A 23180-nucleotide genomic window follows, 5' to 3' on the forward strand; every position below is an offset into this window, starting at 1 on the left:
CAAAAAGGCAGCGTAAGCTGCCTTTTTTCATTACGATTTAGTATGATGAATTTTTGCGTTTCAATACGTTCCTATCATGCGTTTTGATTTTTTTGATTTACAGTTGGTTCTTCATATTGTCTCGACTGGTAGCCTAACCAAAGGTGCAGACCGCTCTGCTATTTCACTTCAAGCAGCGAGCGAGCGTATAAAAAAACTCGAACAATATTTTGAGACACCCTTATTTATTCGCCAAACCACTGGGGTAGAACTCACCACAGCTGGACATGCTTTTGTAGAACATGCCCGTCAGCTTTTAGTACAAAAAGATCAACTCGAACAAGAAATGCAGCGGTTTAGGCACCCTACCACAGAGGCATTAACGCTTTGGTGTAACTCTTCTGCTCAAAGTGAATATTTGCCTACGTTATTACCGCAATATCTGGTGCTTCATCCAGAAATGAATATTGATTTACATGAGGCAGAAAGCTCAGAAATTGTAGATGCATTAACCCAAGGAATTGCGAGTCTAGGTCTAGTCTCAAGTTTTTTTGGTACCCGACATTTGCAAACTAAGGAATTTGCGAGTGATCCGTTAGTTTTGATTTGCCCTACTACCCACAATTTAGCTCAATACCAAGAGCTGAATTTGGTAGAGGCTTTAAGCTATGGTTTTATTGGTCTTAAACCCCACCACTCTTTGCAACAGTCCATTGAAACTCAAGCTAAGCTATTAGGCTTTAACATACAGTACCGTTTGCGTTTACCTAACTTTAGTGCAATTGCTGAGGTTGTCGCCAAAGGTGTGGGAATTGCGATTATGCCAGCTCGTGCTGCACAGCGTTTGCAATCAGATTATGATTTTCATTCGATCCAACTGCTAGGTGCGTGGGCAAATCGTAAACTGCTTTTAGCCACACAAAATTTCAATCAGCTGCCTAACAGTTACCAACAATTTGCAGACTTTTTATTACAGCATCGCCCTTAAAAATTGGCTTAATGCAAAATCATATAAAGCCCTAATGACACCAAACCTATAAAAAAGATACGACGAAATAATTGCTCGTTGAGTCGATAGCGAATTTTTTTACCTAACCACATTCCACCGAGTGCAGCCACCAACGCAGCAAAAGATAAACGATAGTCCAGTGTTACTCCAGACATCGGGTTTTGGTGTAAGAAAATAGCAAGACAAATGGTAGACACCGTAAAGGTTAATCCCAAAGCCTGAACCAACTCGTCACGTTTTAAATGCAAAGACTGCAAATAAGGAACAATCGGAATAATAATAACGCCTGTTGCTACGGTCACTGCCCCACCAATATAACCAATAATCGGCGATAGCCAACGCTCATGTTTCCCTAAATGTGGAAGCTTTTTGACACACAGTCCATAAAGGCCATATAAGGCCAACATACAGCCCAATAAAATCTCACTACTGTGCCCATGACTTTGACTTAAAGTCGGTAGAAAACTCCATATTGAACCCACCACAATGCCTACGAGTAAGGTCCAGAAACGGCGAATAAAAGCCCAGACATGTCCTTCAGCAAAAAGCTGCCAAACATTGGTGACCATTGAAGGAACAATGAGTAAAGAGGCTGCTTGAAAAGGACTCATTGCGATGGTGAGTAAGCCCATCGATACTGCGGGCAGCCCTAAACCGATCATGCCTTTAATCATGCCAGCAAAGGCAAACACCACCATAATAATTGCTAGAAATGTCACTGTTTATCTCCGATTCCTTACAAGGTTATGCTACGGAAAAAACAGGCTTTGCCCTATTCTTGTTTTTAGGAGTAGGCCTCAATTAGAAGTTGAGGCCGTTTTGTATTTTTCTTCTAAAACATTACTAAAAATACTTTCAATCATCCAAACGCGGTACAAGCTATTAAATACATAGCTTTGCTCATCAATACGCAACTCTAGAACTGGTAAATCAGGCTGATGCTTATCTTTGCAAAAAGCATCATTTTGTGCCAGAACAGCTGGCACATCCTGCTCGGTTAACTGCTCAATTCCCAGCTGCTGCTGTAATTCTTGGAAATGCTTTTGGAAAGATAAATCTTTGCCTTTTGTCCAAACCGCTTGCAAAATCGTAAAAATCGTATCGATTTGCTGATTTTCTTGCACACTATAAAAAAGCTTTGCCATTTCAAGCGTACTTTCTTCTGTAGGGCGGCAAAAAGGAGTAAAAGCGACGTCTGTTCGTTTAGAAACACGTGTTGCCAAACTCCAGTCAAACCAGTCTCGGCCTTGGTAGCTTAAAGGGTAAACTTTTAATTGAATGTCGTAATAATCAGCCAGCTCTTCCTTAATATAGGCAAGCAACAGCCAACTCATTGGATCTTCTAAGGCAATATATAAATCAAGTTCAGGACGAAGTGTCTGAATTTCAGTAAGTGCCTCAGCATCATTAATTAAATGCTCACGCCATTCGATATGATTAATTAAAAAGATCGGATTGCCGGTTAGTAATTTTTGCTGTTTTAGACGACGGGTTAAACGTAATAAATCATCTACTGCATGATATTTACGTCCACCAAACTCAAAGTAAGCTGCCGGTACAGGCTCATCCGTAAAAATACGTTCTGAAAAATGTTGAGGAAGCTGATGTTTAACTGCCATGGCATGTAAAGTACGTAGCTTTCCGTATTGCTGCTGCCAAAGCATGTGAAAAATATCTTCAAGTAAATGTAAGAAATTCTGACCTTGTAATGGGGTTCTTTTTAATATGACGGCGGCTTGTTTTAAAGATTCTTGGCTTGGGATTTCTGGAAATTCATCAAAAGCAAAACGGTGTTGTTTAGCTAATATTTTGGCATCATTCAAACAATAATTTTGCCATTCTTCATGCGACATACCATTTGGAGGTTCAGAAGCAGTATGGGAAATAATAATTTTTAAGGGCTTAAGTTCATCACTTAAAATCTCATCGAGCTGAGATAGTTGTTGAACAGCTAAATAGCTATATACATCATCAAGTCGTAAATAAATACTTAAACCATTTTCCGTGGGTAACACCGCTTGACGTGAAGGTTTTTGGTAAAACCAACTCGATCGGATAGGGTCAAACCAACGGCGTAGCAGTGACATGAGAGTAGAGCCTCTAAAAAATAATCCTAAGCAAGACCAAAAAACTGCTTTGATCGCAGTACTAAGTGCCGCAGAAACTTCATATACAAAATGTTGTTGAAGAGCTCTGCTTACGCAAAACAAAAATCGTGTTATTGCATGTATTTCTGCATCGGTGAAGATTTTATCATCATTTTATGGCAAACCCATAGAATGACTTGCAAGACCTTCATCTACAAGCCTATTTTTTCCAACAGATGTAAAAAATGCACCCATCAGCATGATAATAATTCATCATGCAAATGGATGCATAGTTTCTATTCAATTAATAAAATTGAATATTTTATAGAACGCGTACAGCTCCTTTCGCTGCACTTGTTGTATGCATTGCATAAACTTTTAACGCTTTTGATACCTTACGTTTACGTTCTTCTTTCGGATGCCAGCCTTTCGCTTCTTGAACTGTACGACGGTGCGCCATAGTCGCATCATCAACGTTTAAGTGAATAGTACGGTTCGGAATATCGATTTCAATGGTATCGCCATCTTCTACCAAACCAATTGCACCACCTTCAGCAGCTTCTGGCGAAACATGTCCAATTGAAAGACCTGATGAACCCCCAGAGAAACGACCATCTGTCACCAATGCGCAGTCTTTTCCTAAACCTTTCGATTTAAGGTAGCTGGTTGGGTAAAGCATTTCTTGCATACCCGGACCGCCACGTGGGCCTTCATAACGAATCACAACAACATCACCAGCCTTAATGTCATGACCCAAGATTGCATCTACAGCGGCATCTTGGCTCTCAAATACACGCGCTGTGCCCGTAAATTTCAAGATCGATTCATCTACACCCGCAGTTTTCACGATACAACCATCAAGCGCGATGTTGCCGTATAGAACTGCTAAACCACCATCTTTAGAGAAAGCATGTTCTGCATTACGGATAACGCCTTTTTCACGGTCGCCATCTAATGTTGAATAATAACGATTTTGCGAGAAGGCAACTTGAGTTGGAACACCACCTGGAGATGAGCGATAGAACTCATATACATCTGCATCTTCAGTACGGATAATATCCCACTTATCTAATGCATCTTTCAAAGTTTTCTCATGTACAGTCGGTACAGATACATCAAGTAACTTCGCACGGTCAAGCTCACCCAAAATGGCCATAATGCCACCCGCACGGTGAACATCTTCCATGTGAACATCTTGTTTCGCAGGCGCTACTTTAGACAATACAGGAACTCGACGTGATAATTCGTCAATGTCGTCCATGGTAAAATCAACTTCAGCTTCGCTTGCCGCAGCCAATAAATGTAGAACCGTATTAGTTGAACCACCCATTGCAATATCAAGGGTCATCGCATTTTTAAACGCAGCCTTGGTTGCAATTGAACGAGGTAGAATACTTGCATCTTCTTGTTCGTAATAGCGCTTAGCCAATTCAACAATAAGTTGGCCTGCTTTTAAGAATAGTTTCTTGCGGTTTGCATGTGTCGCAACAATCGAACCATTACCCGGTAAAGATAAACCTAAAGCTTCAGTTAAACAGTTCATTGAGTTTGCAGTAAACATACCTGAACATGAACCACATGTTGGACATGCTGAACGTTCGAATTCTTCAACTTCTTCGTCTGTATAACTTTCATCAGCTGCAACGACCATTGCATCAACAAGGTCAATCGCTTTTTCATTCCCACGGAACTTGACCTTGCCCGCTTCCATTGGTCCGCCAGACACAAAAACAACAGGAATATTCAGACGCATCGCAGCCATGAGCATTCCCGGAGTAATCTTGTCACAGTTTGAAATACACACCATGGCATCTGCACAGTGTGCATTCACCATATATTCAACTGAGTCAGCAATCAAATCACGTGATGGTAGTGAATAAAGCATGCCGTCATGCCCCATTGCGATCCCGTCATCTACTGCGATCGTATTGAACTCTTTAGCAACACCACCTGCTGCCTGAATTTCTGCTGCGACTAGTTGCCCTAAATCTTTAAGGTGTACATGGCCCGGAACAAATTGAGTAAATGAGTTGACCACCGCAATAATCGGTTTGCCGAAATCCTCATCTTTCATTCCTGTTGCACGCCATAAGCCACGTGCGCCAGCCATATTTCTTCCGTGTGTCGATGTTTTTGAACGATAGTCAGGCATTAGTGTTTCCAACAAGTTGTGCTTGAGCGGAATTTCTCCCACTCTGGCTGAATGATACTGATATAGCGTTAGATCAGTCGGAATATTGACTCATCATCATAATTTGATCATTCTCCATTCTATAGAAGCAAATAATATTCGGAAAGCCAAGAACCGTAATAGTCAGTCAATATTTAGCAAAACTTACATGAATAATTTTTTATTTTTTCATAACCTTTTTTTATCAATAAAAGTTTTTCAATAATTTTTTGTTCACTATTTAAAAATCAAATCTCTCAATAGCTGTGAGTTTAGGGCTTCAAACGTTTTTCACGTATACTACCCATAAACTCTTTTTGGATTGCATTTGTGAAAATTATTTTTGCTGGCACCCCCGAATTTGCTGCAACAGCATTGGCGGCATTATTAAAAACTTCCCATGAAATTATCGCGGTTTATACTCAGCCAGATCGTAAATCGGGTCGTGGACAAAAACTAACGCCATCTCCTGTAAAACAGCTTGCACTTGAACATAATATTCCTGTCTATCAACCGCTTCATTTCAAAGCTTCAACTGAAGAAGGTTTAGCAGCTCAACAAGAACTGGCCGCTTTAGGCGCAGATGTCATGGTAGTTGCTGCCTATGGTTTGATCCTTCCACAAACTGTGCTCGATACACCGAAATATGGCTGTTTAAATATTCACGGCTCACTATTACCACGCTGGCGCGGTGCAGCACCAATTCAGCGTGCAATTGCAACGGGTGATGAAGAAACCGGAATCACTATCATGCAAATGGCAGCTGGTTTAGATACAGGCGATATGATGTATAAAACCTACTGTCCAATCATACCCGAAGATACATCAGCGACTTTACACGACAAACTAGCCGCTCAAGGTGCAATGGCAATTTGTGCGGTACTCGAGTCGGAAGAAACACTACAAAAATATTTAGCAGAACGCGAAGTTCAAGACGAAAGCTTAACGGTCTATGCACATAAATTAGTGAAATCAGAAGCTCGTATTGACTGGTCAACTGAAGCTGTGCAAATTGACCGAAATATCCGTGCATTTAATCCTTGGCCCGTCGCTTTTGTTCAACTTGATGAAAATAATGCGATGCGTGTTTGGAACTCAGCCACTTCTACTCAAAGCCAAGCAAATGCTCAAGCTGGTGAAATTATTGCAATCGATAAACAAGGCGTACACGTTGCTTGTGGTCAAGATTCATTTATTTGTTTGACTAGCGTGCAATGGCCGGGTGGTAAAGCATTGAATGCTCAACAAATTGCACAAACTCAAAAACTTCACGTAGGACAAATTTTGCCATGAGTCAGGTTACCTCAAATTCCTCACGTTTTAACCTGCGTGCTCAAGTCGTCCAGACATTATTAAAAGTCCAGCAAGGTCAATCGTTGGCTAGTATTTTAAATATACAGCTCAATCAAGTCGCAGAGCGCGATCGTGCTTTATTTCATGAGCTCGTTTTAGGTACATTGCGCCAATGGTTTGCTCTTAAATCAATTAGCTTACCTTTGCTGAGCAAACCTTTAAACAATGAGACAGTAGAAACCTGCCTATACGTTGGTCTTTATCAAGTTTTATGCACGCGTATTGCAGCGCACGCTGCCATCTCGGAAACAGTAGATGCGACTAAACAACTTGGGTTCCCTGCACTCAGTGGTATTGTAAATGCTATTTTGCGCCGAGCTACTCGTGAAACTGATGAGTTCGAGCAAGGTTTACAACAAGCACATGGCTTACCAAGTTGGCTTTTTAAACGCTTAAAAAAGGATTGGGGCGAACAAACCGAAGTGCTCTGCCAATCATTAAAACAAGTTGCGCCTTTAACCTTACGAGTGAACCAACGACATATTGGCCGTGATACTTATTTAGCAAAATTACAGAGTTTAGAAATTCAGACACGTGCATGTACTTTGTCTGAAGCAGGTATTGTTCTTGAGCAATCTGTACAAATCACTCAGTTACCTGGTTTTGAACAGGGCTGGTTCTCTGTACAAGATGAACATGCGCAGCTATGTGCAACCTTATTGCCTGATTTAAACAATAAAACGATTATTGATGCTTGTGCTGCCCCCGGGGGTAAAACAGCTCATTTACTCGAAAATTTTACACCTGCTCAGCTTATTGCCATTGATCAGGACCCGAGTCGTTTAGTCCGTGTGACTGAGAATTTAAATCGTTTAGCACTCGATCAAAGCCACACTGAAATTCTGGCTGCGGATGCAACCCAATGGGTGCCTGCACAGCCAGTAGATTGTATCGTGCTCGATGCACCCTGCTCTGCTACAGGAGTTATTCGTCGTCATCCTGATATACGCCTATTGCGCCAATCTAGCGATATAGCTCAAACTATTGAACTGCAAAAGCAAATCTTGAATCACATGTGGCAACAGCTTAATGTTGGAGGCACATTGCTCTATATTACCTGTTCAGTTTTAAAAGCTGAAAATGAACATCAAATGATAAATTTCTTTGCAGAACATACTGATGCGAAAGAAGTTAAAATTGAAGCGAATTGGGGACTTGAACAAATTCATGGCCGACAATTATTACCGCAAGCACAATCTGGCGATGGATTTTATTATTGTAAAATTCAAAAAATTGCATAAAAAAAGCAGGCTTAAAGCCTGCTTTTTTACTCGCTCAGCCTCAAAGTGTGTGCTGATCTTTTACTTCATCTAAAACGTTATCTAACTCTTCAGGATGTTTTGTTAAATGTAAGATGGATAAAGCTAATCCACCCCATACAAACACCATTGAAATTACCATCATTACGATTGCTGAAGTATTCATTATTCTATCCTCCTAGCGATCTTTCATTTTACTTAACACGATAGCAACAACTGCACAGAAAATCACACTGCCCCAGCCGAATATACCTTGTAAGCTCATACTATAAGTGTCATAGCCATTTTTGATCAAATTAAATACAGTCATACTAAGTGTAGTTAACAAGATTAATGATGTAATGACTGTTAAAGTGAAATCCCACCCCTTACCTAATTGAATCGTTGAAATACTATTGATGTGATCACGCAATTTAACCAAAGCAGAACGGTTAAACCAAACAATACAAATAATCGATATGAAGGCACCACCCACAATACCAATATTGTTGATAAAGTGGTCAACGATATCAACTAGCTTAATTGCGTTTACACTTGAGAATAAAATAATTGATACAAGCGCACTACCACCACCAATAATGGTTACAGCCTTCTTACGGCCCCACTTCAACTTATCTTGCATTGCAGCAATAGGTACTTCCAAAATACTTACCATCGAAGAAATACCAGCAACGAATAATGAAGAGAAGAACAAAAGACCAAATAAATCAGCACTTTCTCCTAAGCTTGAAATGATTTTCGGGAATGCAATAAATGCTAGACCGATACCGCCACTTACAACATCTTTAACTTCTGTACCCGCAGCATGTGCCATAAAGCCTAATGCAGCAAAAATACCGATACCAGCCAAAATTTCAGTTGATGCATTAGCAAAACCAACAATTAAACCAGAGCCCGTTAAATTCGTTTTAGGTTTCAAATATGATGAATACGTCACCATGATTCCGAAACCAACAGATAAAGAGAAGAAGGTATGACCATAAGCAGCTAACCAAACTTTATAGTCCATCATTGCCGACCAGTTTGGCGTAAAGAAAGCATTTAGGCCTTGAGCTGCGCCTGGTAAACGTAATGATTGAATCACTAAAATAGTGAAGAGAATGAATAATAAAGGCATGAAAATCTTATTTGATAACTCCACCCCTTTTTTCACACCACCATAAAGAATGATTAAAGTAAGCGCCCAAATACCAACAATTGGCCAGAATAAATGACTTACAAACTGTAAATCAAAGCCGGTTGCTTTTGAGGTTTGCAAATAAGTATTAAAGAAGAAACCTTCTGGATCACTTCCCCACATTTGACCAATAGAGAAGTAAACATAACTACCAGCCCAAGTGAGCACACTTGCATAGTACAAACCAATAATGATACAGACACAAACCTGCCACCAACCTAATGTTTCCCCGCCTTTAAATAAGGCACGATATGCTTTAGGAGGTGAACCAGTACTACGATGCCCTACCGCATAATCTAAAAATAGTAACGGTAAACCAGCAGTAATGAGTGCTAGTAGATAGGGAATAAGAAACGCACCACCACCATTTTCATAAGCAACGTATGGAAAGCGCCAAATATTACCTAAACCCACAGCCGAGCCAACGGCTGCAATAATAAAACCAGATCGTGACGTCCAGTTTTCACGAGAATCTGTCATAGAACACCTAATGTTAAAAGATTACTTATTTTTACTGCTATTGTTGATTGTTATTCCGCATGCAAAAAAAGAACCAAAAAATACTTTTGTGTTTGTAGAAAATAAAATGAACCTTTTGAGTATTTTTATTCCCTTAACAAACAAGCAAAAATAGAAAATTCTTCCTTAAAGATTTTTGTCCATTTTTTGCCCCTATATAGCTGAACAATACCTGTTTTTATTTCTTTTTACTGTAATTTCCGTCAGAAATTTTACGAATTTTCTGAGTTTTTTTCACAATTGGTTATTTTTCAGCTGATATTTACGTTCTACTACTTGTAGATCAATATTTTTATTTAATGACATTTTCTTCCAACTCTTAAAAAAGTGTCCTTAATTACTCTACTTCTCCACTAATTTATTCATACCTCTCTGATTTTTCAAATTAGACTTAATACCCTCATATAATTAAATGACAAAATTTATACTAAAATTTTTAGCTAATCAGAATCTCCCAAATTAAACATCTAATAATAATCATTTGAAATAAATGAACTTTTTCTCTGTATAAAAATTTATTCCTATTATACGTACCAGATCTTTATTTTTTATCAATGCATCAGTAGCAAGATGTCTATATCATGCGCTCAAAGATTTCTTTTATGCGGATGTAAAAATGAAAATATTAAAAATATCTTTATTAACGCTCGGGATGGGCTTAAGTGGCTTTGCTCAAGCAGACTTTGTAGGAGTAAAGGGAGATGTCGGCTACTGGTTTTATGATGGTAAAGCGAATATGTCATCTCAATTTCCTGATGATCAAGATCTAGATCAAAAAGGCAGTGCTCAAATCTCATTAGCAGTAGAGCATCCAATTCCATTTATTCCAAATGCAAAAATTCGTTACGTAAATTTAGATACTCAAACTAAATCGGAAACTTTGGGTCAAGCCAACTATAAAGTTGATTTGGATCATAGCGATTTTATCCTTTACTATGAGTTACTAGACAATATTGTGAGTGTAGATGCTGGACTTGGTGCAACTGTACTAAATGGTGATATTACTGCTTATACAGGTAAACGCGTGGATATTGATAAAACATATCCTATTGCTTATTTATCTGGTGAAGTTAAACTTCCATTTACAGGCTTAAGTGCTAAAGGTGAAGCAACCTATACAAACTTTGATGATGCACGAATCACAGATGCATTAGCAGAAGTAAAATATAAATTTGCAGATAATTTACTCATTGATCTTGGTTTAACAGCAGGATATCGCGTACTCAACATTGATTTAGATGACTACGATAATAATGATCTTAAGTTTGAATTTAAGGGTCCGTATATCGGTTTAGAAGCCCATTTCTAACTTGGCACGGATTCGAAGTTTCCTTCCTATATAAAAAAGGACTCTTATAAAGTCCTTTTTTAATTAGCCCATGCCTACATAACCTGAATATTTTCGAATTCTTTGGCACCACGCTTGAATATTTGGATATAGCTCCAAATCAAAACCACCTTCCTCCGCAACATGCGTGTATGCATATAAGGCAATATCAGCAATAGTTAATTGACTTCCAACAAGATAGTCATGCTTTACTAAAGCTTTATCCATAATAGATAGTGCTTTATGGCCTTTCGGTTGTAAATTATGATATTCCTCTATTCTTTCTGGTGGTAATCCTAAATATTTATTAATAAAACGAGCAACTGCAATAAATGGTTCATGACTATACTGTTCAAAGAACATCCACTGATACATTTTTGCTTTCGTATAGGAATCTGTAGCAATAAACTCTGTTCCCTCCGCCAGATAACCTAAAATAGCGTTAGATTCACTTAAAACACGACCATCATCTAGAACCAGTACAGGTATTTTTCCATTAGGATTTAAGAATAAAAAATCTGCTGTTTGAGTGTCTTTTTTTAAAATATCAATATGGACCCATCTATGTTTAATATTTAATAAGGAAAGTAATAGTTTAACCTTATAACAATTCCCTGAACCTACATCACCATAAATTATCATAGATGCTTTTCCCTTGTTATTCATATTTAAGTATGTAATTTTCTTATTATTTATAGCATGAATCTTTCATAATATTTTCAGTTTCATTTTTTCTCATTTAATTTCCCATAAGGAAACACCCCAATCTCTTTCGAGACCGGGGTGTTTAGAATAATGAGCTGGCGATGACTTACTCTCACATGGGAAACCCCACACTACCATCAGCGCTAAGAGGTTTCACTTCTGAGTTCGGGAAGGGATCAGGTGGTTCACTCTTGCTATGGTCGCCAGCACAACTGGTATGGATACTTGCATGGGTCTTAATATGCCGATGCGTTTTCCAAATCTTTACAGATGGGCTGATTGAATCTTACTTTATTTGTTCATTTTAGCTAAGCGTATAACTAAATCAAGTTGCTTTGCATATTAATGAATCGATTGATGCTTTATATACAACTGCTTGGGTGTTGTATAGTCAAGCCTCACGAGCAATTAGTATTGGTCAGCTTCACATATCACTATGCTTCCACATCCAACCTATCAACGTCCTAGTCTCGAACGGCTCTTTAGAGGACATAAAGTCCTAGGGAAATCTTATCTTGAGGTAGGCTTCCCGCTTAGATGCTTTCAGCGGTTATCCCTTCCGAACATAGCTACCCGGCGATGCGACTGGCGTCACAACCGGTACACCAGAGGTTCGTCCACTCTGGTCCTCTCGTACTAGGAGCAGATCCTCTCAAATTTCCAGCGCCCACGGTAGATAGGGACCGAACTGTCTCACGACGTTCTAAACCCAGCTCGCGTACCTCTTTAAATGGCGAACAGCCATACCCTTGGGACCTGCTTCAGCCCCAGGATGAGATGAGCCGACATCGAGGTGCCAAACACCGCCGTCGATATGAACTCTTGGGCGGTATCAGCCTGTTATCCCCAGAGTACCTTTTATCCGTTGAGCGATGGCCCTTCCATACAGAACCACCGGATCACTAAGACCTACTTTCGTACCTGCTCGACTTGTGGGTCTCGCAGTTAAGCGCGCTTTTGCCTTTATACTCTACGCGTGATTTCCGACCACGCTGAGCGCACCTTCGTACTCCTCCGTTACTCTTTAGGAGGAGACCGCCCCAGTCAAACTACCCACCAGACATGGTCCTCGCCCCGGATTACGGGGCAGAGTTAGAACCTCAACATTACCAGGGTGGTATTTCAAGGACGGCTCCATTGGAACTAGCGTTCCAACTTCAAAGCCTCCCACCTATCCTACACAAGTAAGGTCAAAGTTCAATGTCAAGCTGCAGTAAAGGTTCACGGGGTCTTTCCGTCTAGCCGCGGGTACACTGCATCTTCACAGCGATTTCGATTTCACTGAGCCTCTGCTGGAGACAGCGCCGCCATCATTATGCCATTCGTGCAGGTCGGAACTTACCCGACAAGGAATTTCGCTACCTTAGGACCGTTATAGTTACGGCCGCCGTTTACTGGGGCTTCGATCAAGAGCTTCGCTTACGCTAACCCCATCAATTAACCTTCCAGCACCGGGCAGGCATCACACCCTATACGTCCACTTTCGTGTTTGCAGAGTGCTATGTTTTTAATAAACAGTTGCAGCGGCCTGGTTTCTGTGGCTGCCAATAGCTCAGACCGCGAGGGTCATCACCGTCAGCAGCGTACCTTCTCCCGAAGTTACGGTACCATTTTGCCTAGTTCCTTCAGCAGAGTTCTCTCAAGCGCCTTGGTCTACTCGACCTGACCACCTGTGTCGGTTTCGGGTACGATTCCTGTGTAACTGAAGCTTAGAGACTTTTCCTGGAAGCATGGTATCAGCCACTTCGCTGTACAAGTACAGCTTGCTATCAGATCTCAGCATAGAGCACCCCGGATTTGCCTAAGATGCATGCCTACTTCCTTCCACCTGGACAACCAACGCCAGGCTGACTTAACCTTCTCCGTCCTCTCATCGCATTACACAGAAGTATTGGAATATTAACCAATTTCCCATCGACTACGCCTTTCGGCCTCGCCTTAGGGGTCGACTCACCCAGCCCCGATTAACGTTGGACTGGAACCCTTGGTCTTTCGGCGAACGGGTTTTTCACCCGTTTTGTCGTTACTCACGTCAGCATTCGCACTTCTGATACCTCCAGCATACTTCTCAATACACCTTCATCGGCTTACAGAACGCTCCCCTACCACTTGACTAAAAGTCAAATCCGCAGCTTCGGCACATAGTTTTAGCCCCGTTACATCTTCCGCGCAGGCCGACTCGACTAGTGAGCTATTACGCTTTCTTTAAAGGGTGGCTGCTTCTAAGCCAACCTCCTAGCTGTCTATGCCTTCCCACATCGTTTCCCACTTAACTATGATTTTGGGGCCTTAGCTGGCGGTCTGGATTGTTTTCCTCTTGACTACGGACGTTAGCACCCGCAGTCTGTCTCCCGGATAGTACTCATAGGTATTCGGAGTTTGCATCGGTTTGGTAAGTCGGGATGACCCCCTAGCCGAAACAGTGCTCTACCCCCTATGGTATTCGTCCGAGGCGCTACCTAAATAGCTTTCGGGGAGAACCAGCTATCACCAGGCTTGATTAGCCTTTCACCCCTATCCACAAGTCATCCCCTGGCTTTTCAACGACAGTGGGTTCGGTCCTCCAGTTAGTGTTACCCAACCTTCAACCTGCTCATGGATAGATCGCCTGGTTTCGGGTCTATACCCAGCAACTAAACGCCCTATTAAGACTCGATTTCTCTACGGCTCCCCTATACGGTTAACCTCGCTACTGAATATAAGTCGCTGACCCATTATACAAAAGGTACGCAGTCACCGAACAAGTCGGCTCCCACTGCTTGTATGCATGCGGTTTCAGGATCTATTTCACTCCCCTCACAGGGGTTCTTTTCGCCTTTCCCTCACGGTACTGGTTCACTATCGGTCAGTCAGGAGTATTTAGCCTTGGAGGATGGTCCCCCCATATTCAGACAAGGTTTCACGTGCCTCGCCCTACTCGTCATCATTATGTGTGCCCTTTCGTGTACGGGAATATCACCCTCTACGTTCGCACTTCCCAGAGCGTTCCACTAAAACACACATAACTTAATGGGCTGATCCCCGTTCGCTCGCCGCTACTAAGGGAATCTCAATTGATTTCTTTTCCTAAGGGTACTGAGATGTTTCACTTCCCCTCGTTCGCCTTGCAACACTATGTATTCATGTTGCAATACCTACCTTAAAGTAGGTGGGTTCCCCCATTCAGAAATCTCCGGATCAAAGGATATTTGCCGCCTCCCCGGAGCTTATCGCAGGCTATTACGTCTTTCATCGCCTCTGACTGCCAAGGCATCCACCACATGCACTTAATTACTTGACTATACAACCCCAAACAGTCGTCAACACTTACAAGTGAGTGTTGTCCGTGCGATTCTTCATCGCTACTATCTGTTGTCTGTGTACTTAAACACTGTACAGCTTCAATCTAAATTCATATACCAAAACGCTTGATTCAGTTAATTTGCTAGTTCTCAATTCATTCAGATTAATTGCTTAATCTAAACTCTTGAGTGAACAATTTATTTCAGACTCAATTTTGCCAATCTGTTAATGAATAAACATGCCTTCGTCAGGTCATGCTTAATACCGTGATACTTAAATCACAGAAGTTAATAAACCAAGATCTAAATCTTTATTTACTAATTTCTGTAATCCGAACTTCTCTTAAGTTCTGGTGGAGACTAGGAGAGTCGAACTCCTGACCTCCTGCGTGCAAAGCAGGCGCTCTACCAACTAAGCTAAGTCCCCAGCTTACATCATCAGTCATGTATCTTTTATCTATAACTTCAACCAGTCAAAGTCATGGTGGGTCTGACAAGACTTGAACTTGTGACCCCACGCTTATCAAGCGTGTGCTCTAACCAACTGAGCTACAGACCCTCAGATACATCTATGAAGAACAACTTGTTGTGGATTCTTACCAATCGTCAATCTTTCGTTAAGGAGGTGATCCAGCCGCAGGTTCCCCTACGGCTACCTTGTTACGACTTCACCCCAGTCATCGGCCACACCGTGGTAACCGCCCTCTTTGCAGTTAGGCTAGCTACTTCTGGTGCAACAAACTCCCATGGTGTGACGGGCGGTGTGTACAAGGCCCGGGAACGTATTCACCGCGGCATTCTGATCCGCGATTACTAGCGATTCCGACTTCATGGAGTCGAGTTGCAGACTCCAATCCGGACTACGATCGGCTTTTTGAGATTAGCATCCTATCGCTAGGTAGCAACCCTTTGTACCGACCATTGTAGCACGTGTGTAGCCCTGGCCGTAAGGGCCATGATGACTTGACGTCGTCCCCGCCTTCCTCCAGTTTGTCACTGGCAGTATCCTTAAAGTTCCCGACATTACTCGCTGGCAAATAAGGAAAAGGGTTGCGCTCGTTGCGGGACTTAACCCAACATCTCACGACACGAGCTGACGACAGCCATGCAGCACCTGTATGTAAGTTCCCGAAGGCACCAATCCATCTCTGGAAAGTTCTTACTATGTCAAGGCCAGGTAAGGTTCTTCGCGTTGCATCGAATTAAACCACATGCTCCACCGCTTGTGCGGGCCCCCGTCAATTCATTTGAGTTTTAGTCTTGCGACCGTACTCCCCAGGCGGTCTACTTATCGCGTTAGCTGCGCCACTAAAGCCTCAAAGGCCCCAACGGCTAGTAGACATCGTTTACGGCATGGACTACCAGGGTATCTAATCCTGTTTGCTCCCCATGCTTTCGCACCTCAGCGTCAGTGTTAGGCCAGATGGCTGCCTTCGCCATCGGTATTCCTCCAGATCTCTACGCATTTCACCGCTACACCTGGAATTCTACCATCCTCTCCCACACTCTAGCTAACCAGTATCGAATGCAATTCCCAAGTTAAGCTCGGGGATTTCACATTTGACTTAATTAGCCGCCTACGCGCGCTTTACGCCCAGTAAATCCGATTAACGCTTGCACCCTCTGTATTACCGCGGCTGCTGGCACAGAGTTAGCCGGTGCTTATTCTGCGAGTAACGTCCACTATCTCTAGGTATTAACTAAAGTAGCCTCCTCCTCGCTTAAAGTGCTTTACAACCATAAGGCCTTCTTCACACACGCGGCATGGCTGGATCAGGCTTCCGCCCATTGTCCAATATTCCCCACTGCTGCCTCCCGTAGGAGTCTGGGCCGTGTCTCAGTCCCAGTGTGGCGGATCATCCTCTCAGACCCGCTACAGATCGTCGCCTTGGTAGGCCTTTACCCCACCAACTAGCTAATCCGACTTAGGCTCATCTATTAGCGCAAGGTCCGAAGATCCCCTGCTTTCTCCCGTAGGACGTATGCGGTATTAGCATTCCTTTCGAAATGTTGTCCCCCACTAATAGGCAGATTCCTAAGCATTACTCACCCGTCCGCCGCTAAGTGATAGTGCAAGCACCATCACCCCGCTCGACTTGCATGTGTTAAGCCTGCCGCCAGCGTTCAATCTGAGCCATGATCAAACTCTTCAGTTAAAAATCATTTTGCACCTTATTAAAGACAAGGTGCCAATTCTGGCTCATCAATTTTCTGACTTAAATTTCGCTCAAATAAACTTCGAGTAATTTAAACCAATCAATCAATGATAATATTTCGATTAATCAATCAGTAAAAATCCACACAAGTTGTTCTTCAATTCTCTTAATGATCTTCTTCCTGGTTCGTCACCAGCAAGCTAGGTCGGCTATATTACTCTTAATCTCTTAAAAGTCAACAGGTAATTTCGATATTTTTAAAACTTAGTCTCAAAACCAACTTCTCACCAAATTCATCACTTAAAGCAACCAACTTAATTCCAAGTAACTGTTTTTCAATAAGTTATTATCTGCATCACCGCCGATGGATGTGCATTATAGACCATTAAAAACCTTTGGCAAGGGGTATTTCAGCCTTTTTCTTTTGAGTGCCGCTTTTTTCTACTATTTTGCGAAAAAAGTGATATATGTGCCTTTTTTTTAGGCATTTTTACTACTTTTTCTTAATTCTTATATTCAGAAATGTAGGTTATCTTGAGTTTTATATGACTTCTATAGAGCTTAGAGGCATATATAGGTTCTTCTAATCCAAAGATTCCAAAGATTCCAAAGATTCCAAAGATTCCAAAGATTCCAAAGATTCCAAAGATTCCAAAGATTCCAAAGATTCCAAAGATTCCAAAGATTCCAAAGATTCCAAAGATTCCAAAGATTCCAAAGATTCCAAAGATTCCAAAGATTCCAAAGATTCCAAAGATTCCAAAGATTCCAAAGATTCCAAAGATTCCAAAGATTCCAAAGAAATAATAGAGCAAATACTCTACCCCATTCTATATTTCTTCTTATTTTTTAATTTACTTCTTTTATTATTAGTGAATCACTGATCTTTAAATTGTTCCACGTGGAACGTTGAATTGTTTTTTTGGGATCCTTAAATAAAAAAAGCAGGATTACTCCTGCTTTTTTTATTACATAACACTCTTAGTCAGTGAACGTGACACGTGCAATTGCTTTTTTACCTGACTGAATAATGAAAGTACCGTTTTCTTTTATAGAGAAACCTGCATCAACAGCATTCCAGTCAACTTTTACTGCACCGCGAGCTACCGCATCTTTTGCAGCTGCAGCATTTGGATTTAATCCAGCTACACGTAGAATGGTAGCAATAAAGATTTCTCCACCAAACTCACCACGCGAAATAGTCACCTCTGGGGTGTCTTCTGGTACTTCACCTTCTGTAATAAGGTTACCAGCACTTTTATGTGCATTAGCCGCAGCTTCTGCATCATGGAAACGTTCAACTAGCTCAAGTGCAAGGATACGTTTTACTTCTTGTGGATTACGACCAGCAGCAATTTCATCTAATAAGGTTTTGATCTCATCTAGAGATTTAAAACTTAATAAATCGAAATAGCGTTCAATTAAAGAATCTGGCATTGATAAAACTTTTTGGTACATTGCCCCTGGCGTATCAAATACACCAATATAGTTACCTAAAGATTTAGACATTTTATTTACGCCATCTAAACCTTCTAGAATCGGTACAGTGATACACACTTGAGATTCTTGTCCATAACGGCTTTGTAAAGTACGACCCATAAGTAAGTTAAAGGTCTGGTCTGTACCGCCTAACTCAACGTCAGCTTCAAGTGCAATAGAGTCATAACCTTGAACTAAAGGATATAAAAACTCATGGATTGCAATCGGCTGATGGTTGCTATAACGCTTTGTAAAGTCATCACGCTCTAACATACGAGATACGGTTTGCTGACTTGCTAGCTGAATAAGGTCAGCAGCAGATTTTTGATTAAACCATTCTGAGTTAAAACGTACTTTTGTTTTATTCGGGTCTAATATTTTGAAAACTTGTTCTTGATAAGTTTTAGCGTTGGCTTCCACTTGTTCACGTGACAACGGCGGACGAGTTGCGCTTTTACCAGTTGGGTCACCGATCATCGCTGTATAGTCACCAATTAAGAAGATAACTTCATGACCCAAATCTTGGAAAGTTTTTAATTTATTAATAAGAACCGTATGTCCTAAATGTAAATCCGGTGCTGTAGGGTCGAAACCAGCTTTAATTTTAAGAGGACGATTCTCTTTGAGCTTTTTCAGTAAATCTTCTTCTGAAATAATTTCGTGCGTGCCTCGTTGGATGAGGGCAAGCTGTTCTTCGGCGGGCAAGAAATTTGACATCACAAAACCTAAACACATCAGTTATTCAATTTGTGCGATATACTAACATTTTTTCAGCGTCTTGCAGGGGAAGTTGCATATGAGCGCAATCTATATCGGCGTAATGACTGGCACTAGTATGGATGGTGTGGATATTGTTGCGGCTTCATTTGAGCCACTACAGCTTCATGCCACTCTTACAGTTCCATTTGAACCCGAGTTACGTGATGAGCTTATGGCGTTAACTTTGCCTGATGACAATGAAATTGACCGCATGGGTAAAGCTGATGTTGCTTTAGCCAAAATGATTGGTCATGGCATTAATACTCTCATTGAAAAAAACCAGTTAGATCGGAGTCAAATTAAAGCAATTGGTTCACATGGGCAAACCATTCGCCACCGTCCAGAACATGGATTTACGCTACAAATTGGCGATCCCAACATTATTACTGAAATCACTCAGATTCCGGTTGTTTCAGATTTCCGTCGTAGAGATATGGCAGCAGGCGGTCAAGGTGCACCATTGGTTCCGGCTTTCCATCAAGCATTATTTCAACATCCAAGTATTCATCGTGTGATTTTGAATTTGGGTGGTATTGCTAATGTGAGTATGTTGCCTGCCAATAATGCTGACGGCGTATTTGGTTTTGATACAGGTCCTGCAAATATTTTGATGGATGCTTGGTGTCATCGCCATACAGGTCATCCATATGATGAAAACGGTGATTGGGCAGCTTATGGTCATCCTATTCGCTCTTTACTCGACCGTCTTCATGCGCATGAGTATTTTTCTAAAGAACCACCTAAGAGCACAGGACGTGAAGACTTTAATATTGACTGGTTAGATGATCAGTTAATCGATTGGCGAAATGATTTAACTTATGATGAGTTAGAAGATACCCCTGAAAACATCCAAGCCACCTTATTAAAGCTTACTGTGCGTGCCATTCAAAAAGCGATTTATCGCTCTGAGATGGAAACAGGTGAAGTATATGTATGTGGCGGTGGTGCTTATAACTCTTATTTATTAGAGCAATTACGCTGGCGTCTTCGTAAGCACAATTGGTCTGTTCAACCTACAGATGTTTTAGGGCTCTCCCCTACTTGGGTAGAGGCTACAGCATTTGCATGGTTAGCAATGCGCTTTGTAAATGGTTTAAGTGGTAATTTGCCCGCAGTAACAGGTGCTTCGGATTTCAGAATTCTAGGTACGATCACAGTAGTATAAAAACTACTTATTGATTTGATTAGTTAGATTCGACCTCATAACACATTTACTGACCCGAAATGCTGTTATTTAAATGAGCATAAAAACTCATGATAAATGCCGACAAAAATAATTTAAGGCATGTTTGTATGGATCTGACCAAACGTATTCATCAATACACACGTGGGGCTTGGACATTCGATGTAATTGATTCAGGCCCTATAGGTGGTCCAATCGTTGTTTTATTGCATGGTTTTCCAGAAACTGCTCATAGTTGGGAACAAACCTCTGAATTATTGCATCAGCATCAATTTAGAACACTTGCGATTCATCAACGTGGTTATAGTTTAAATGCTAGACCTCAAAGCCGATTTCAATATTCACTGAGTGAACTTGTAGAAGATGTGGCAAGTTTAATTGAGCAGCTTGGCCAGCCAGTTTATTTAATTGGGCATGACTGGGGCTCGGCAATTGCCTCAGGCATTGCGATGAAGTATCAACAATATATACAGCATCTCACTTTAGTTTCTGTACCCCATCAAGCTGCTTTTTTAAAAGCTTGTTTAAGCAGTAGACAACTTTTTAAATCTTATTATTTTGTAATTTTTCAGCTGCCGATTCTGCCCGAACTTTTATTTAAAAAAATACCTAAATTGGGCCGTAAGTTTCTTAAGTCATCGGGTATGACTGATCAGCAAATTGAGATATTCGAGGCTGAGTTTATAGAAGAAAATAGATTATCTACGGCGTTGAATTGGTATCGTGGCTTTTTTTGGGACAAGCCTCAAAATCCTTTTAAAGCAATAGATGTTCCTACTCTTTTTATTTGGGGCAAACATGATATTGCCGTTACAGAAAAAAGTGCCGAGCTAAACTCACATTATTTTAAAAATAGTTATGAGGCAGTTTTTATGGATGCATCACATTGGATTCCATATCAGAATGCACCTGAACTAGTGCAATACTTTTTAGAATCTGTCCGTAAAAAATAATGATTTGACCAATAAAAAAACCTCTCAAAATAGAGAGGTTTTTTTAATTTTAAAATTCTTTTTAAATCGAGAACGAAGAACCACAACCACATGTTGTTGTCGCATTCGGGTTTTGGATAATAAAACGTGACCCTTCAAGACCTTCTACATAGTCAACTACTGAGCCAATTAAATATTGATAGCTAAGTGAGTCAACAAGCATTTTTACATCGCCATTTACGAATTCTGCATCATCTTCATTTACGCTTTCAGCAAAATTGAAGCCATACGAAAACCCTGAACACCCGCCTCCTGTTACATATACACGTAACATGAGATCGTCATTCCCTTCACTATCACGGAGTTGGCGTACCTTATTGGCAGCATTATCTGTCAAAACTAGAGCTTGGGCATTCATGATGATTGTTCCTCGGATTTTGCTGTGCCTTTCAAAATAAAAAAGACCCTATATTGAGTATAGCATAATCAATATAGGGTCTGTCTTCGAAGTTTAAAGCGAATCTTGAGTATTTTTATCAAGATTATTTGTAATTCTCGTCCTGTAAGCCACATTCGAAGTTTTTAGCGTCTTGTTTACAACGGAATTGCCAAAGGAGTTTCATCATACGTTTATCGTACACACCACGTTGTGTAAGGTTAATTCGAGACTCACGCATAAGCTTTTGGTAGCCTGGTTTATCGGCTGCTGGAACATCCATCCAGTATTTTTGCGGTATATCAGCTTTCATTTTACCCAAGATGGTAAATGCACGTGGTAGCTGACCTGAAACCCATTCTCTAGATTTCTGACCAAAACCAGCTGGGAACTTATCAGGACGGATAATAATATTTCCTGTGACCTGTAAGATCGGATAGTTCACGATCGCACCTTTTGTTCCTAAACCTTTTTGTAGCTCTAAAGGCTTAAATGCTGCTGCTGGCGCACCAATAATATCAACTTGATGGTTATTAAATTTCGCACCGAAATTGGTTACATCAGCGCTCACAGCCTGTGCCCCTACCTGCTGAACCATAATTTTTTGTGCTTCATCATAGTCAAGAACAGCAATTTTCTTACCTGCGGCTTTCGCTACTGTATTGATGCTGCGATCGTTTACTAGAAGGTAAGCATCACCAACTGGAATAACACCAACAACCTCATAGCGACCATTAACCATATATTTACTAAAAGTTGGACTCGCTAAACCTTGCATTATTTTTACAGCAAGCTTCAGGTCAGGAATGGCCCCGATCGCGTCTAATGACCCAGTAAATGAGTTAAATTGACGGCCACGCATCCCTGACACACTAATACCATCACATTTGCCTGCTTTAAAATCTTCAGCAATCACGGCTTCATTTTGGTTTACTTTAAGTTCGATATCAGCTCCCCAGTTTTTAGCGGCAAGTTGATAATCCTTCATTAATGCATAGACATCGCCATTTTTACCAACGAAGTCAAAAACACATACTGTTTGTTTAGCCTGAGCTGCAAAAGAAACTGTAGTAAGTCCCATCGCAAGTAATAGCATTTTGGAAAATTGCATATTTCTTTTTCCTTTCCTTGTGGAGTTTTTGTTTTTCGATACCAAGAAATTTCACACCAATCAGGTATGAATCGGATAGGCTTCATATAAAAATCATATTGAAGATATTTTTACGGGTCCATTTTGCTTTTATGATTTTATTTCCATGAAAAATAGATAACGATTGAGCTACCTATTAGCAATTATTTTAATCACTCAAGTCCTTGATCCATTTTTATACCTTCATGTTTCCTTATGAAGTTTTTATCTAAATTTAGC

At 40.9% G+C, this 23180-nt stretch carries 16 protein-coding genes, 2 tRNA genes and 3 rRNA genes; 6 read left to right on the top strand and 15 right to left on the bottom strand.

The window, feature by feature from the left end:
- The first annotated feature begins 76 nt into the window (after positions 1-76).
- Positions 77-967 (top strand): LysR family transcriptional regulator, encoded by an 891-nt coding sequence (locus tag ACS125_RS03775; RefSeq protein ID WP_443270615.1) that lies wholly within the window; start codon positions 77-79, stop codon positions 965-967.
- Between the two features lie 8 nt (positions 968-975).
- Here ACS125_RS03775 and ACS125_RS03780 read toward each other — a convergent pair whose 3' ends face one another.
- The 3 genes from ACS125_RS03780 to ilvD all read right to left on the bottom strand — a co-directional run bounded on the left by ACS125_RS03780 (position 976) and on the right by ilvD (position 5227).
- Positions 976-1707: a sulfite exporter TauE/SafE family protein gene (locus ACS125_RS03780; protein WP_443270617.1), complete on the bottom strand. Its 732-nt coding sequence runs from the start codon at positions 1705-1707 to the stop codon at positions 976-978.
- Between the two features lie 78 nt (positions 1708-1785).
- Positions 1786-3075 carry a hypothetical protein gene (locus ACS125_RS03785; RefSeq protein WP_443270619.1) on the bottom strand — a complete coding sequence of 430 codons (1290 nt, stop codon included), beginning with the start codon at positions 3073-3075 and terminating at the stop codon, positions 1786-1788.
- A gap of 322 nt (positions 3076-3397) precedes the next feature.
- Positions 3398-5227, bottom strand: a complete 1830-nt coding sequence (gene ilvD / locus ACS125_RS03790; RefSeq protein ID WP_013196516.1) for a dihydroxy-acid dehydratase — start codon at positions 5225-5227, stop codon at positions 3398-3400.
- A gap of 348 nt (positions 5228-5575) precedes the next feature.
- Between ilvD and fmt the strand changes: the two genes are divergently transcribed.
- A complete protein-coding gene (gene fmt / locus ACS125_RS03795) occupies positions 5576-6538 on the top strand; it encodes a methionyl-tRNA formyltransferase (protein ID WP_174730788.1) in 963 nt (320 codons plus the stop codon).
- Positions 6535-7839 (top strand): 16S rRNA (cytosine(967)-C(5))-methyltransferase RsmB, encoded by a 1305-nt coding sequence (gene rsmB, locus ACS125_RS03800; protein WP_443270621.1) that lies wholly within the window; start codon positions 6535-6537, stop codon positions 7837-7839. Before fmt ends, rsmB begins: the two co-directional genes overlap by 4 nt.
- A 40-nt stretch (positions 7840-7879) precedes the next feature.
- Here the strand turns inward: rsmB and ACS125_RS03805 are convergent, their stop codons facing one another.
- Positions 7880-8023, bottom strand: a complete 144-nt coding sequence (locus ACS125_RS03805) for a methionine/alanine import family NSS transporter small subunit (protein WP_174730794.1) — start codon at positions 8021-8023, stop codon at positions 7880-7882.
- A gap of 12 nt (positions 8024-8035) precedes the next feature.
- Positions 8036-9514 carry a sodium-dependent transporter gene (locus ACS125_RS03810; RefSeq protein ID WP_174730797.1) on the bottom strand — a complete coding sequence of 493 codons (1479 nt, stop codon included), beginning with the start codon at positions 9512-9514 and terminating at the stop codon, positions 8036-8038.
- Between the two features lie 655 nt (positions 9515-10169).
- Between ACS125_RS03810 and ACS125_RS03815 the strand changes: the two genes are divergently transcribed.
- Positions 10170-10862 carry a TIGR04219 family outer membrane beta-barrel protein gene (locus tag ACS125_RS03815; protein WP_174732740.1) on the top strand — a complete coding sequence of 231 codons (693 nt, stop codon included), beginning with the start codon at positions 10170-10172 and terminating at the stop codon, positions 10860-10862.
- Between the two features lie 63 nt (positions 10863-10925).
- Here the strand turns inward: ACS125_RS03815 and ACS125_RS03820 are convergent, their stop codons facing one another.
- The 8 genes from ACS125_RS03820 to tyrS all read right to left on the bottom strand — a co-directional run bounded on the left by ACS125_RS03820 (position 10926) and on the right by tyrS (position 19236).
- Entirely contained in the window at positions 10926-11522 is a 597-nt protein-coding gene (locus ACS125_RS03820) for a glutathione S-transferase family protein (RefSeq protein ID WP_004790266.1), read from the bottom strand.
- Between the two features lie 156 nt (positions 11523-11678).
- Positions 11679-11793 (bottom strand): 5S ribosomal RNA (rrf, locus tag ACS125_RS03825).
- A 179-nt stretch (positions 11794-11972) separates the two neighbouring features.
- Positions 11973-14865: ribosomal RNA gene (locus tag ACS125_RS03830) — 23S ribosomal RNA — on the bottom strand.
- A gap of 352 nt (positions 14866-15217) precedes the next feature.
- Positions 15218-15293 (bottom strand) — tRNA-Ala (locus tag ACS125_RS03835).
- A gap of 55 nt (positions 15294-15348) precedes the next feature.
- A tRNA-Ile gene (locus ACS125_RS03840) sits at positions 15349-15425 on the bottom strand.
- Positions 15426-15484: 59 nt separating this feature from the next.
- A 16S ribosomal RNA gene (locus ACS125_RS03845) occupies positions 15485-17022 on the bottom strand.
- Together the 16S, 23S and 5S rRNA genes with 2 tRNA genes alongside form the textbook arrangement of a ribosomal RNA operon.
- 503 nt (positions 17023-17525) lie before the next feature.
- Positions 17526-17837: a hypothetical protein gene (locus tag ACS125_RS03850; RefSeq protein WP_443270624.1), complete on the bottom strand. Its 312-nt coding sequence runs from the start codon at positions 17835-17837 to the stop codon at positions 17526-17528.
- Positions 17838-18003: 166 nt separating this feature from the next.
- Entirely contained in the window at positions 18004-19236 is a 1233-nt protein-coding gene (gene tyrS / locus ACS125_RS03855) for a tyrosine--tRNA ligase (protein WP_443270626.1), read from the bottom strand.
- A gap of 61 nt (positions 19237-19297) precedes the next feature.
- On the opposite strand from tyrS, the gene ACS125_RS03860 reads away from it, so the two are divergent.
- On the top strand, positions 19298-20425 hold the full coding sequence (locus ACS125_RS03860) for an anhydro-N-acetylmuramic acid kinase (protein WP_004795587.1): 1128 nt from the start codon (positions 19298-19300) through the stop codon (positions 20423-20425).
- A 128-nt stretch (positions 20426-20553) separates the two neighbouring features.
- Positions 20554-21396, top strand: coding sequence for an alpha/beta fold hydrolase (locus tag ACS125_RS03865; RefSeq protein WP_443270628.1), 843 nt, complete (start codon positions 20554-20556; stop codon positions 21394-21396).
- Between the two features lie 61 nt (positions 21397-21457).
- Here the strand turns inward: ACS125_RS03865 and erpA are convergent, their stop codons facing one another.
- Both erpA and ACS125_RS03875 read right to left on the bottom strand, forming a co-directional pair.
- The gene (erpA, locus tag ACS125_RS03870; protein ID WP_003656048.1) at positions 21458-21793 is read right to left on the bottom strand and encodes an iron-sulfur cluster insertion protein ErpA; all 336 of its coding nucleotides are present in this window, start codon (positions 21791-21793) and stop codon (positions 21458-21460) included.
- 124 nt (positions 21794-21917) lie between these two features.
- A complete protein-coding gene (locus tag ACS125_RS03875) occupies positions 21918-22922 on the bottom strand; it encodes a putative solute-binding protein (protein WP_013196508.1) in 1005 nt (334 codons plus the stop codon).
- Positions 22923-23180 lie beyond the last annotated feature (258 nt).

The sequence above is a fragment of the Acinetobacter sp. PFS20 genome (assembly GCF_052261015.1).
Taxonomy (GTDB): Bacteria; Pseudomonadota; Gammaproteobacteria; order Pseudomonadales; family Moraxellaceae; genus Acinetobacter.